Here is a 12810-nt window from a genome sequence, read left to right on the forward strand (position 1 = left end):
AAAAGGCTTCACACTCATTCTTGTACTATTGGGGCAAGCCCCCCCATACAATAGTAAAAACCCGCATAAAAAGCTTAAGCGTAAGCTAACAAAACTTTTAGGAGGTTGTACCATGTACTTATTCCGGCGCCTGTTCTCGTGGAGAATATCGAGTCCTGTGTTATCGGGGTTATGCCGCTCATTCCTTTGGATGCTGCTGGGCGCGCTCGTCCTCTCCTTTTTACTCTGGGGCAGCGGTCTTGAAGAGCAGGATCTTGCGATGTACACCTACATCATACACGGCATCGCCGCTGCATTCGGGGGCTTGACCGCGGGCCGCAGAGCGTCCAGCAAGGGCTGGTATCAGGGAGCGCTCACTGGCGCCCTCTACGGGATTACCGTACTGCTGATTGGATTTCTGGCACTGGACAGCGCTCCTTCCGTTATGGATTGCCTGTGGATTCTGGCTGCTGCAGGGATTGCTGCACTTGGCGGAATGTTTGGAGTCAATCTGCAGAAATCTTAAAATTTATATTTTCCAAAAATCGAACCCGGCCCCCAAAAATATGTTACACTGGTTTCATATGACTATGTGAGGGATCAAGGAGGCTTCGATTGTTTTGCTTTACCAATCAATGAATTTAATCTCGTTGTACACTGTTATAATTGTAGTGTTACTAATCTGGCTTGGTTCCCGGCGCAATCCATTGCAGGCTTTAGTGGAGATTGGAAAAGAACTCCTGCGCTCTTATAAATTTTTGTTGCTGTTTGCGGGTATGTTCGGTGTGCTCTTACTGAATAAATATGAATTGCAGATTGAGCGTAAAATGCAGCTCACCTCGGATTACACCTCGTTCATTTTTGGTCTGGAGGGCCATTTTGTCAGAGGTGTTCAGGAGATCTTCTTCGCTCCGTGGCTGACACCCACTATCGTATTCTTCTACATCTTTATGCTCCAATCGGTGCTTGCTGCTTCGCTTGGCGTCTATTTGCTGGATAAGAACCGCGTGATGCTCTACGCCACCTGCTATGCGATTATCATCAACTATGCCATTGCCATTCCGTTCTATATTTATTTTCCGGTGAACGAGGTCTGGTCCTATGTTCCGGCAGGGGTTCGCTTTACGATGCTGGATGTTTTCCCGAAATTTGAGCAGGAATACAGAGCCCTCTCCGGTATTAACAATTGCTTCCCAAGTCTGCATACCTCAATTTCCGTCACAACTGCTCTGCTTGCCTTCCGGTCCGGCAACCGCCGCTGGATGGTCATTTCAACAGTCTCTGCGGTAATCATCGTATTTGGGATCTTCTACCTTGGCATTCACTGGTTGACCGACATGCTGGGCGGCACCCTGCTGGCTGTCGTATCAACCACAGTTGCGGTGCAGCTTGCCAAGCTGACTCTGCGCAGCGGAGAGGACAGATTGACTGTCAGAAGCCGTGCCACCAATACCCGCTGATAAATCCAGATAAACCAAGTAGAAACGGCTACGCCGTCCTTAAAAGGACGGCATTCGTTTCAGCGAGAAATATAAGGATAAAGTATAGCGTGAAACTTATACTTTCTTATATTTGCAAAAAAAGCGGCATCACTCTTCAAGAAGAGGATGCCGCTTTTTATGTACCGTTTACAAGAACAAGCTACTCTTTATCTTCCACTTCCACAACAGCGTGGCTGATAGAGCCGCGGTCAAAGGTCAGCTTGGTCACATCGTTTACACGCAGGACCACGATATCGTCGGTAATTTCCATGATCGTCCCGTGAAGGCCACCAATGGTCACTACTTTATCGCCTTTTTTCAAAGCTTTCAACATGGAGTTGCGCGTTTTGGTCTTCTTCTGCTGCGGACGAATCAACAGGAAGTAGAATACCACAAACATCAGCACAAATGGACCTACAAGACCCAATATACTTCCGCCGCCCCCTGCGGCTGATGCGTATTGAAACTGTAACATAATTCTCCCCCCTTTCAAAAAACACTAAGACACAATCCAGGTGTACTAGAAGCCTTTAAGATTATCATATAATCCGTATTGTGCAAAAAACTCATCGCGAAAATCAAGCAGCCGATCTTCCTTGATGGCTTCACGCACCTTACGCATCAATTCCAGCAGGAAGTACAAATTATGGTATGTCGTTAACCGCAAGCCGAAGGTTTCGTCGGCTTTGATCAAATGGCGCAAATAAGCACGGGAATAATTCCGGCAGGTGTAGCAATCGCATTCAGGATCAAGCGGCCCGAAATCACGGGCATACTGCGCGTTGCGTACAACAAGTCTTCCCTGACTGGTCATGGTTGTTCCATTGCGGGCTATACGCGTAGGCAGAACACAGTCGAACATGTCTACTCCGCGGATTGAACCTTCCAGCAGCGCATCCGGGGACCCGACGCCCATCAAATAGCGCGGCTTCCCTTGCGGCAGCAGCGGAACCGTATAATCCAGCACTTCATACATAAGCTGCTTGGACTCTCCGACGCTGAGTCCTCCAATAGCATACCCCGGGAAATCCATGGAAGTCAAATCTGCCGCGCTCTGACGCCGCAAATCCTCATACATGCCCCCCTGGACAATAGCGAAGAGCCCTTGGTCTTCAGGACGGGCATGGCTTTTCAGACATCTTTCGGCCCAGCGGGTGGTGCGTTCGAGTGACTTTTTGACGTAATCATACTCAGCCGGATAAGGCGGACATTCATCAAAAGCCATCATAATATCGGAACCGAGTGCATTCTGCACCTCCATCGCCACTTCCGGCGAGAGGAATTTCGGGTCCCCGTTCAAGTGGGAACGGAAATGCACGCCTTCTTCGGAGATTTTGCGCATTTCGCTCAGCGAGAAGACTTGAAAGCCGCCGCTGTCCGTCAGGATCGGACGGTCCCAGTTCATGAATTTGTGCAGGCCGCCGGCTTCGCGGATAATATCATGGCCCGGGCGCAGAAACAGATGGTACGTGTTGCTCAGAATAATATGCGCGTCCATTTGCTTCAGCTCTTCGGGGCTCATCGTCTTGACGGTGGCAAGTGTGCCGACAGGCATAAATGCAGGCGTCTCAATCACGCCATGCGGAGTATGCACCCGGCCGAGCCGTGCACCGGATTGCTTACAGGTCTTAATGTGTTCATAAGTTATTGCTGCCATATGTGTAATCCTTCCTCTTGCTTAATAAATAAACATTGCGTCGCCAAAGCTGAAAAAGCGGTAATGCTGTTGGATCGCCGCTTCATAAGCAGCAAGAATATGCTCCCGGCCAGCCAAAGCGCTCACCAGCATCACCAGTGTAGACTTCGGCAGATGAAAATTTGTAATCAGCGCATTCACTACCGTGAACTCATAACTGGGATAGATAAAAATATCTGTCCAGCCGCTGCATGCCGCAAGCGGTCCGCCCTGGCATTGTCTTCCGACCGTTTCCAGTGTCCGGCAAGAGGTTGTGCCTACAGCGATGATCCGGCCGCCTCTTGCTCTTGCATCATTAAGGATATCCGCCGTCTCTTGCGATAATTCGAAGTACTCGGCATGCATTACATGCTCTTCAACCTTCTCCACCGACATCGGCCGGAACGTTCCCAGTCCGACGTGAAGCGTAATATAAGCAATATTTACGCCTTTGGCGGCGATTTGCTCCAGCAATTCTTCGGTGAAATGCAGTCCTGCGGTTGGTGCGGCCGCCGAGCCTTCATGCTTGGCATACACCGTCTGATAACGCTCGCGGTCGTCCAGCGTTTCCTTGATGTAAGGCGGAAGCGGCATTGTTCCCAGCCTGTCCAGAATCTCCTGAAATATCCCTGTATAGATGAAGCGAAGCGTCCGGCCACCCATGTCGGACTCATCTTCAATAACAGCACGAAGCTCTTCGCCGAAAATAATTACCGCACCGGTCTTCAGCTTTTTGCCGGGCTTCACCAGCGCTTCCCAGCGGTCTTCGCCCAGATTCTTGAGGAGCAGAACCTCTGCCTTGGCACCAGTGTCTTCCTTGACGCCGAACAGCCTGGCGGGAATCACCCGCGTATCGTTCAGAACCAGAGTATCTCCTGGCTGGAATTGCTCCAGTATATCTGTAAAATGCCGATGCGCAAGTTGTCCGTTCTCCTTGTTCACGAGCAGCAGCCGTGACGCACTGCGGTCCGAAAGGGGAGTCTGGGCAATAAGCTCCTCCGGCAAATGAAAGTCATAATCGTCTACGTTCATGTTCAGTCTTCATTCCTTAACTATAGTAACGTTACTAAAATAGTGTTGCAATATTTGCTTGTAGTCATACCCTTTGTCCGCCATGCCCTTCACACCCCATTGGGACATGCCAAGCCCGTGGCCATTCCCCCAGCCAATAAAATAGAATCCGGGGCTGTTCGTGACTACTCTGGACGAGGCATCTCCGCCCATGACCACCGTCCCGCTTCCGCTTGCCGTCACCTTCCCGGTTGCAGAGAGCACTCCGGCGCTCTGAGAGCTGTTAACGGTTGCCGTAGAGCCGCCAGCGCCTAATACAGTATAACTGCCGGCAGGCACAATATCAAACAATGTACTAGGCAATCCGCCAAACGCAGAACGGAACAAATCAGGGTATTTCACCTGCAGAATCTCCCCGTTGGCTTTTACCTGAGTGACTCTCCCTGAAGGCCCGCGCTGCGTAACCCGCAGACTTGTAATCGAAGAAGGCAGCGAATTTGAGGTCTTGCCTGCCAGGTTTTTGAGCAGCTCCGCAGAGGAGTAAGGTCCCTTGAGCCAGCTATAGCTGCCGGATTCAAAGACCTGATTCAGCACTACGGCGTTATCGCCGGGATTAAGCTTGCCGGTAGGACTAACGCTGCTCTCAATAATAGGCAGCGGGCGGATGTTCACATCCTTAGTGGCCGCTGTGGCAATAGCCAGCCCTGCCGCTGTTTTGCTGCCGGTCAATTTGATGTTGTCCTCCCGGGCATAGCCGGAGACACCATTATCAAGCAGCAGATAATACCATTTCTTCGACGCCCCCACTGCCGCAGCGTCCTCAGCACTGGCTACGCTGACAAAATTAGTGCCGCCATTGCCCCATACCTCCGAGGGATCTGCCGTTACACCTCCGCTGTTGGAGGAAAAGACCGCTTCAATCACCTTGCCGCCGCTCTTCAGCACCTCACCGGCGGTAGCATCCACCGCTTTGGTGATCACCGGAGCTTCAGCGCCAATGCCGTTATAGACCTGGCTGAGAGTTGTATCGACCACATTTGCGACATCAAAACGGTTGCCTTGAGCCAGCGCGTAGCTGCGCGCCGCCACCGCCTGGGCCTTAAGCGCCTCATCGGGCCAGCCCGAGGAGACCTCTCCACCGACGACGGCATACAAATACTGCTCCAGCGGGACTTCATTGATCACAGCCAGCGAACCATTCAGCCCGCTCAGCTCCAAATTGCCGCGGTAGGTGCGCTTTGAGCGCTCAACCAGTTGAATTCCCGCTGTATTGCCCGCTGCCAAAAACTTGGCACCCGCTCCGGACACGCTGTAATGAAAAGCCTGACCTTCGCTGCTCCAATCCATCCCGGCATCCGTACGGATCATGAGGCCTGGAGTTGAAGTCGCCCCGGCTGAGAGAGCCAGTTGTGGCAGCGCGGCCGTAACGGCGGTGCGCAAAGCGGCGAGATCACTGTCATTTGCCGCTTCGCCGACCCACACTTCTACCTGCGCGCTGCCGTCCGTTCCGCTCACCAGCGTCTTCCAAGCGTCGAAGCCTGCCGCAGTAATCGTACTCATCACGGCATCAGCCTCCTGCTGGGTAGCGAACTGTCCGGCAGACAAATGCTTGCTGCCCTTCAGGGCCGGCGCTTGTCCGTCAGGGATGGACAGTCCCGCCTTCCCTACCCGGGCCAGCCCTTCCTTGGCTGCACTCTCACTGACATATGGACCTGTATACAGCTGGTACACATTCGAGCCGTTCCTTGAAGCAACAAATAACATTGGCTTATCAGAGGTAGTCTGCAGCTTCTTGGCGGCATCTGCCGCCGCCTGCCATGTAGGACTGTCCATAACCTTGACCTTGTAGCCGTCGAGGCTGACGCGGATTTTGTTGTTGGCCGGAATAGGTAGCAGCTGCGCGCTTCCGGCTGAACCGGACATCAGGCTGAAGCCCACCGTTGACTGCAGCGTCACGAATGGAACTGTAGATTTATATTTGCTGCCGATATCGGCATATAGTGCGACACGGATGGTTGCATTGGAATCGGCATGGCTGTTACCGGCAGGAAGAAGCAGGCTGCCCGCAACCAGCGCAGAAGCCAGCAAGCCCATTCCTGTCTTTTTCCACCTGGCAAGATTCATCATGATGCCTCCTAAAAGTTATGTGAGCTTTGGCTTCACTGATTTGCTTCGAATAATCATCTCCTGGCCGGAAGAGTCTGCCCGTAGGAGGATTCATACGACAAATCCCACTCTCCCCGAACCACAAAAGCTTCGTCCTAAACCACAGATTTAGAACTATAGCTTCGGAAGTATAAGTGCTAAAAAAGATTATTACGGCTGCGGAGGGAGCGGCAGTCCTAAATGCTTGTAGGCTGCAGGTGTCACTACTCTCCCCCGCGGCGTCCGCTGCAGGAAGCCGATCTGCAGCAGATACGGCTCATAGACATCCTCGATGGTCTGGCTCTCTTCGCCAATCGTTGCGGCGATTGTATCCAGTCCCACTGGACCGCCGCGGAAAGAGGTGATCATCGACTGCAGCATCTTATGGTCGATGCTGTCCAGACCGCGCGGGTCTACCTGAAGCATCTTCAGCGATTCTCCGGCAATCTCCGGCGTGATAATCCCGTCGCCGCGCACCTGGGCGAAATCGCGTACCCGCTTAAGCAGGCGGTTCGCGATCCGCGGAGTCCCCCTTGCACGGAGGGCGATCTCCTCGGCGGCATCGCCGACAATCTCAATGCCCAGCAGCTCGGCATTGCGGGAGACGATGAAGCTTAGCTCATCCATCGTATAATACTCCAGCCGGCTGACGACACCGAAGCGGTCGCGCAGCGGAGCCGACAGCAGTCCGGCGCGTGTCGTCGCGCCGATCAGCGTAAAGGGCGGCAGGTCCAGGCGCACCGAGCGGGCGCTGGGTCCCTTGCCAATCATGATATCCAGCGCAAAATCCTCCATCGCCGGATACATCACCTCCTCCACCGTCCGGTGCAGCCGGTGAATCTCGTCAATGAACAGCACATCGCCCTGCTGCAGATTGGTCAGCAGCGCCGCCAGATCTCCGGGCCGCTCAATGGCCGGCCCGGAGGTCGTACGCAGATTGACGCCCAGCTCATTAGCGATAATATTCGCCAGCGTCGTTTTGCCGAGTCCGGGCGGCCCGTACAGCAGCACATGATCCAGCGCTTCACTGCGCATTTTGGCGGCTTCTATATATATCTTCAGATTCTCTTTCACCTGATTCTGTCCGATATACTCCCCGAGGTAACGAGGGCGCAGGCTTAACTCCACAGCCTGCTCGTCCATCATCAGATTGGCCGAAATAATCCGGTCATCCATTGTATCCATCACTCCGTTCCTTCAAGCAGCCTACTTGGCTATATACAGCAGTCCCAGCGCCTTCTTCATCAGCACATCGACAGTTCCGATGTCAGAGCCCTCTTTCTTCATAGTCAGCCATACCCGGTCCAGCTCAGCATCCGTATAACCAAGCGCCTTCAGGCCGTCCCGTGCTTCTTCCCAAGGGAGAGCCTCCTCCGCAGCCTGGGCTTCGGCAGCAACCGCGAATAGTCCGGTCTGTATCGGCACTGTGCTCAGGCCATCCAGCTTGTCGCGCAGATCAAGAATCATCCGCTGCGCCGTTTTCTTGCCGATCCCCGGCAGCTTCGTCAGGAACGTAATGTTCTCCTGGTAAATTGCTGAAATCAGTTGATCAGGCGTACCACCGGTCAGAATGCCGAGCGCCACACGCGGCCCGATGCCGGATACCTCAATCAGCTTGCGGAACAGCTTCTGCTCTTCTCTCGTCGGGAACCCGAATAGCAGCGTGGCATCCTCGCGTGTCTGGTAATGAATGTAGACCATCACCGGACCCTCCACCTTGGCAAAAGCATACGGATTCGGACAAAATACCCGGTAGCCGACACCCTGAACATCCAGCACTACATATTCCGGCTCCAAATGTACAACCGGACCTCTTAAATAATCTATCATCTTCGCAATACCTCATTTAACTTGGAATTTAGACTAACCGAATGGGCATGGCATACCGCCACAGCCAGCGCATCCGCGACATCATCGGGCTTCGGGACAGCGGACAGCTTCAGCAGCAGCTTAACCATTTCCTGTACCTGCTTCTTCTCAGCCTTGCCGTAGCCAACCACAGCCTGCTTCACCATCATCGGGGTATATTCCGAGACAGGGAGTCCGCGCTGCACGGCAGCCAGGATCAGCACACCCCTTGCCTGTGCCACCGGGAGCGCCGTGGTTACATTACGGCTGAAGAACAGCTTCTCCACCGCAACCGCATCAGGCTTGTATTTATCAATGAGCTGCACCATGCCTTCATAGACATGCAGCAGACGTTCCTCCTCAGGCGTGTGCGCCTCGGTCTGGATGCATCCGTATTGAACCGGAGTCAATCTATTTCCTTCCTTCTCTATGAAGCCAAAGCCGACGATCGCCAGCCCGGGGTCAATTCCCAAGATGCGCAAGTCCAATCTCTCCTCTGAACAGGAAGGATATTCCTTCTGTTTCATCCATTTTCCCGCCGTAAAGCGAACATATGTATTCCTTCAACCCATTATAGCAAAAATCCTTCTCCCGGAGAAAGAAATTTGCCCGCTATAATAGAGTGAGGTCAAGAATCCTATCATTTAACTAAAAAAGCGAGTCTGCAATGTTGCTCCCGTGCAGAACCCGCTCTCCTATTATTCAATTAAGCCATTCTATCCATCTTTAATTTACCGTAGAATTCCTTATGGCCACCCCCAATTCCCCCAAACGACGAGCAACACGCCCGTCCTGTTATCTCAGTATATCGGATATCCGGCCACTAACAGTCCCAGATACAGCAGGCTGCCGACTACGCCCAGCACCGTAAGCGCGCTATCCTTCGCCTTATCCTTCGTGAGCAGCACGACGGCGAAAACCAGCGGAAATGCTGCCGCTAAATAACGGGGTGCGGACAGCAGCCAGGTCGGCCCAACCACGAAGACAAAGTATACCATCATAAAAGCCGTATACGAGGGATGCAGCTTCTTCGCGCTTTTGTACATTACATAGAGGGTGGTGAAAATACTGACCAGATTCGGCAGCCAGAGCCCGAGAAAGCTGCGGCTGTCGCCTTCCTTGAATTTGCCCACCGCATACTCCATCTGGTACCGCACAGTGTCAAAAAACAGATACTGCCGCTGAAACCAGTGCTCCTTCTGAAAAATGCTGAACTGCAGCGCATTCCCGAAGACGGAATGATTGACGTAAAGATAAGCCAGCAAACCAAGCGGAACAACCGCCAGACAGAGGACTGCAGCAGACAGCCTGCGCAGGAAGCTTTTTCGATCCAGATGCTTATAGCTTTCTGCCAGCTCACGCCCGAGCTCAATGAGTATCGGCACCGCCAGCAGTACACCCGGAGAACGTGTGAATCCGGCCAAGGCAGCGCACAGGCAGCCCGGGAGCCACTTCCTTTTGCGCACCAGATAAATGGATAACAATGATAACAGCAAGAACAGCGACTCGGTCATCGGAATGAGGAAGAAGAAGGCTGCAGGCAGGATAAAAAGATATTTTACCGTCCGGAGCGCTTCCTTCCTGTCCATATCCAAGGCGGCAAGCTCATAGGTTACCAGCGCAAACGCAACTGTACAGAGATTGGAGACGGTGAGTCCGGCGACAAGGTAATTATTAGTGAAGTAATGAACTACCCGGACTACTATTGGAAAAAAGGGCAGAAAAACAATATTGAACCGCGTATCGCCCTCCGTCACATACCAGTGCTCGGCAATGCCCAGGTAAGAGGGAACATCGATTCCCGACAGATGCCAGGCCGCCTGAAACTCATCAAAGATGCTGCCGGAATAACCGTTTTTCAGAATATGAAACGCATAAGCCAGGATCAGCAGAAGCCCCCGGCTAAGCAGCACCCAGACAATGATCCGCGTCCAGGCCTGCTTGCGCAAGTCCTTCGCATCCTCCAGCCTTACAGGTTCCGGGTTCCGTACGCCTGCAATATATCCCGTGACTGCGGGAACTGCACGCAAGCCCGTCAATACAAATAATCCGTAACAGGCCACGGCTGCTGCCGTACCCGTTATTGTCCAGCTGTGGTTATGGGATGCCCAGTACACTCCCGCCGCCAGCATGATCACTACAAAAACAGCAGATATCCCTTTATTGTACCTCTCCATCTGTTCCCCCTTCTAAATATTTATATTATGTATGATCTATCTACCTAAGTAATTTTTACCACAAGGTAGGACAACTGTCGCTACTATATTTAATTGTATACCGGTGTGTTAAGTACAGGCCATTCGCTGACGATACCGCAATACAGCTACAGATATGCACAACAAACCGATATAACTCAGGGTTTATAATAAGCTCAAGAACAATTTAGCAATATTATGGAGGTTATTATGAACTGGAAAACAGTGATTGAACAGACACTTGTAACCACCCGCCTGAACATAAAGCGCTTTGGAGACGAATTTCCGATTGTCAGCCTGGGGGACGGCAAATATCATCTGACCGATCAGAACAACTGGACGGAGGGCTTCTGGTCCGGGATACTGTGGCTGAGCTATGAATATAGCCAGGATCCCGAATTTTACTATGCAGCGATTCAAACGGTCGATTCTTTCCGGAAGCGCCTGGAGGCGGGGAAGGATCTCGATCACCATGACATCGGTTTCTTATATTCACTGTCCGCCATGGCCCGCTGGACTGTCGATCAGGACGAGTCAGCCCGTCTGCTGGCGCTGCAGGCAGCCGATGTGCTGATGAAGCGCTGGCGCGCTGTTCCGCAGCTGCTACAGGCGTGGGGTCTGGAAGGCGATGCCGACAACGGTGGCCGGATTATCATTGACTGCCTGATGAATCTTCCGCTGCTGTTCTGGGCCACAGAACAGACCGGAGACCGCCGCTATGCTGACTGTGCCCTCATCCAGGCCGAACAAAGCCGCCGGTTCCTGGTCAGGGGAGACGACTCCTCCTACCATACGTTTTATTTCGATCAGAAAAATGGGGATGCGGTGCGAGGCGGGACCGGGCAGGGTCTCCGCAACGGCTCCACCTGGACGCGCGGCCAGGCCTGGGGCGTTTACGGCTTTGCCCTAGCTTACCGCTACACGCGGGATGAGCGTTATCTGGACACCTCGCTCAGGCTGGCCCGCTATTTTCTGGAGCATCTTCCCGCTGACCATGTCGCCTACTGGGATTTCGACGCGCCGCAAGAAGAAGGGACGCCGCGCGACAGCTCGGCATCTGCTATCTTTGTATGCGGTGTCCTTGAGCTGCTGGAGCATTTGCCGGAGCATGAGCCGCAGCGGGCCTTGCTAAGCGAAGCGGTAAACAAGTCGATGGACTCCCTGGTCCAGAATTATTTTACGGCCGGCAGCCTGACGGAAGAAGGCTTTCTGCGGCACGGTTCCTATTCCGTCAGAGTGAGCTCGTCCCCCGACGATTTCATGATCTGGGGCGACTATTTCTTTCTGGAGGCGCTGCTGCGGCTGCAGCAGGGTGTGCCGGGCTACTGGTATGGGCGGTGAGCCAATGACCGTAACTGCATTTCGTACAACTAAAACGCCTACTTTGCCACAAATAACCCGCTTAGTTGTATTTTGTACAATAAAAAAACGGCATGAGCCTTGTTTAAGCCGATATACGCAGATTTAGGTGTACAGAATACAACTATTTGCTTCAGCTGCAGCCTTTCGCCGATTTTAGTTGTACAGAACGCAGCTATTTTCGGGCGGGCTACAAATCTCACCACCGGGTATTTATACTAAGAGGTAATATTGGTTTATAAGGAGCGCTGCATGAACAGGAACGATGATCTGCCGCAGGGGCCGGAGCCCGGTCTGTTGATGTACAACTACAAATATGTTGATGTGGAAGCGAACTGGTATCATGCGCACAGGGGGATTGAGCTGCTGTACATTTACAGCGGACATGGCGAGATTATGGCCGAAAATCAGATCTATCCGATCCAGGATCATACGCTGGTCTGGTTCCAGCCTTATCAGCTGCACCGTGTGCTGGTCCCTCCGGCCTCCGGCCGTTCCTATATGCGGACCAATCTGACCTTTGACCCCGGTATTCTGGAGCATTATCTGACGGCTTTTCCTTTACTGGAGAAGTTCTTCCGCAGCTTATGGAAGGGCAATCTGCAGCAGCCGGTCTTCTATGACATGCAGAATACGCGGATTCCTGACGTGCTGGACGAATTACAGCATACCGTCAATAGCACAGCTGCGGACAGGGAGGAACATACGGGATTGCTGCTGCTTCAGCTGATCCGGCTGCTGCAAAGCCAACTCTCAGGCACCTTAACCCAAGCTTTCCCGCTCCAGTCACGCGGAGACTCGCATGCCGGGCGGATCACCGAATGGCTGGATGAGCATTACAAGGAGCATTTTCGCCTGGAAGCATTGGCTGACGCCATGCACCTGTCGCCGTACCATATTTCGCATCTGTTCAAAGAGTACGCCGGGATCACACTGTCCGAGTATCTGATGCAGCGGCGGGTCCGGGAAGCCTGCATTTTACTTGCCAACACCACCAAGTCCGTTCAGGAGATTGCAGCAGAAGTGGGCCACCTCTCCCCGCCGTATTTTTGCCAGATGTTCAAGAAACAAAAAGGCCTATCGCCGGAGAAGTACAGGAAGAGCATCCGCTGAATGC

12 protein-coding genes are annotated in these 12810 nt (G+C 53.0%); 4 read left to right on the forward strand and 8 right to left on the reverse strand.

The features are described from left to right. Positions 1 to 112 precede the first annotated feature (112 nt). On the forward strand, positions 113 to 505 hold the full coding sequence (locus tag ACX1DY_RS08980) for a TIGR04086 family membrane protein (protein WP_458963833.1): 393 nt from the start codon (positions 113 to 115) through the stop codon (positions 503 to 505). Between the two features lie 94 nt (positions 506 to 599). Then, positions 600 to 1439, forward strand: a complete 840-nt coding sequence (locus ACX1DY_RS08985) for a phosphatase PAP2 family protein (protein ID WP_458963834.1) — start codon at positions 600 to 602, stop codon at positions 1437 to 1439. 181 nt (positions 1440 to 1620) lie between these two features. On the opposite strand, the gene yajC is transcribed toward ACX1DY_RS08985, so the two are convergent. The 8 genes from yajC to ACX1DY_RS09025 form a co-directional block, all read right to left on the reverse strand. Beyond that, positions 1621 to 1935: a preprotein translocase subunit YajC gene (yajC, locus tag ACX1DY_RS08990; protein WP_458963835.1), complete on the reverse strand. Its 315-nt coding sequence runs from the start codon at positions 1933 to 1935 to the stop codon at positions 1621 to 1623. A 45-nt stretch (positions 1936 to 1980) separates the two neighbouring features. Further along, on the reverse strand, positions 1981 to 3117 hold the full coding sequence (gene tgt / locus ACX1DY_RS08995; RefSeq protein WP_458963836.1) for a tRNA guanosine(34) transglycosylase Tgt: 1137 nt from the start codon (positions 3115 to 3117) through the stop codon (positions 1981 to 1983). A gap of 21 nt (positions 3118 to 3138) precedes the next feature. After that, entirely contained in the window at positions 3139 to 4167 is a 1029-nt protein-coding gene (gene queA / locus ACX1DY_RS09000) for a tRNA preQ1(34) S-adenosylmethionine ribosyltransferase-isomerase QueA (protein ID WP_458963837.1), read from the reverse strand. Between the two features lie 9 nt (positions 4168 to 4176). Beyond that, positions 4177 to 6270 (reverse strand): SpoIID/LytB domain-containing protein, encoded by a 2094-nt coding sequence (locus ACX1DY_RS09005; RefSeq protein ID WP_458963838.1) that lies wholly within the window; start codon positions 6268 to 6270, stop codon positions 4177 to 4179. Positions 6271 to 6462: 192 nt separating this feature from the next. After that, positions 6463 to 7467: a Holliday junction branch migration DNA helicase RuvB gene (ruvB, locus tag ACX1DY_RS09010; protein WP_458963930.1), complete on the reverse strand. Its 1005-nt coding sequence runs from the start codon at positions 7465 to 7467 to the stop codon at positions 6463 to 6465. A gap of 30 nt (positions 7468 to 7497) precedes the next feature. After that, a complete protein-coding gene (ruvA, locus tag ACX1DY_RS09015; RefSeq protein ID WP_458963839.1) occupies positions 7498 to 8121 on the reverse strand; it encodes a Holliday junction branch migration protein RuvA in 624 nt (207 codons plus the stop codon). Next, complete coding sequence (gene ruvC / locus ACX1DY_RS09020) at positions 8118 to 8621, reverse strand: crossover junction endodeoxyribonuclease RuvC (protein ID WP_458963840.1); 504 nt, start codon at positions 8619 to 8621, stop codon at positions 8118 to 8120. The genes ruvA and ruvC overlap by 4 nt, the downstream gene beginning before the upstream one ends. Before the next feature lie 318 nt (positions 8622 to 8939). Beyond that, positions 8940 to 10316 carry a hypothetical protein gene (locus tag ACX1DY_RS09025; RefSeq protein WP_458963841.1) on the reverse strand — a complete coding sequence of 459 codons (1377 nt, stop codon included), beginning with the start codon at positions 10314 to 10316 and terminating at the stop codon, positions 8940 to 8942. A 228-nt stretch (positions 10317 to 10544) separates the two neighbouring features. Here ACX1DY_RS09025 and ACX1DY_RS09030 point away from each other — a divergent pair, with 228 nt between their 5' ends. Next, a complete protein-coding gene (locus tag ACX1DY_RS09030) occupies positions 10545 to 11675 on the forward strand; it encodes a glycoside hydrolase family 88 protein (RefSeq protein ID WP_458963842.1) in 1131 nt (376 codons plus the stop codon). 270 nt (positions 11676 to 11945) lie between these two features. Further along, positions 11946 to 12806, forward strand: a complete 861-nt coding sequence (locus ACX1DY_RS09035) for a helix-turn-helix transcriptional regulator (RefSeq protein ID WP_458963843.1) — start codon at positions 11946 to 11948, stop codon at positions 12804 to 12806. Positions 12807 to 12810 lie beyond the last annotated feature (4 nt).

The organism is Paenibacillus sp. BAC0078, from assembly GCF_054483875.1.

Coding starts and splice junctions, on each gene's coding strand:
- ACX1DY_RS08980 (WP_458963833.1), top strand. CDS start 113: ATGTACTTATTCCGGCGCCTGTTCTCGTGGAGAATATCGAGTCCTGTG.
- yajC (WP_458963835.1), bottom strand. CDS start 1,935: ATGTTACAGTTTCAATACGCATCAGCCGCAGGGGGCGGCGGAAGTATA.
- tgt (WP_458963836.1), bottom strand. CDS start 3,117: ATGGCAGCAATAACTTATGAACACATTAAGACCTGTAAGCAATCCGGT.
- queA (WP_458963837.1), bottom strand. CDS start 4,167: ATGAACGTAGACGATTATGACTTTCATTTGCCGGAGGAGCTTATTGCC.
- ACX1DY_RS09005 (WP_458963838.1), bottom strand. CDS start 6,270: ATGAATCTTGCCAGGTGGAAAAAGACAGGAATGGGCTTGCTGGCTTCT.
- ruvB (WP_458963930.1), bottom strand. CDS start 7,467: ATGGATGACCGGATTATTTCGGCCAATCTGATGATGGACGAGCAGGCT.
- ruvA (WP_458963839.1), bottom strand. CDS start 8,121: ATGATAGATTATTTAAGAGGTCCGGTTGTACATTTGGAGCCGGAATAT.
- ACX1DY_RS09025 (WP_458963841.1), bottom strand. CDS start 10,316: ATGGAGAGGTACAATAAAGGGATATCTGCTGTTTTTGTAGTGATCATG.
- ACX1DY_RS09030 (WP_458963842.1), top strand. CDS start 10,545: ATGAACTGGAAAACAGTGATTGAACAGACACTTGTAACCACCCGCCTG.
- ACX1DY_RS09035 (WP_458963843.1), top strand. CDS start 11,946: ATGAACAGGAACGATGATCTGCCGCAGGGGCCGGAGCCCGGTCTGTTG.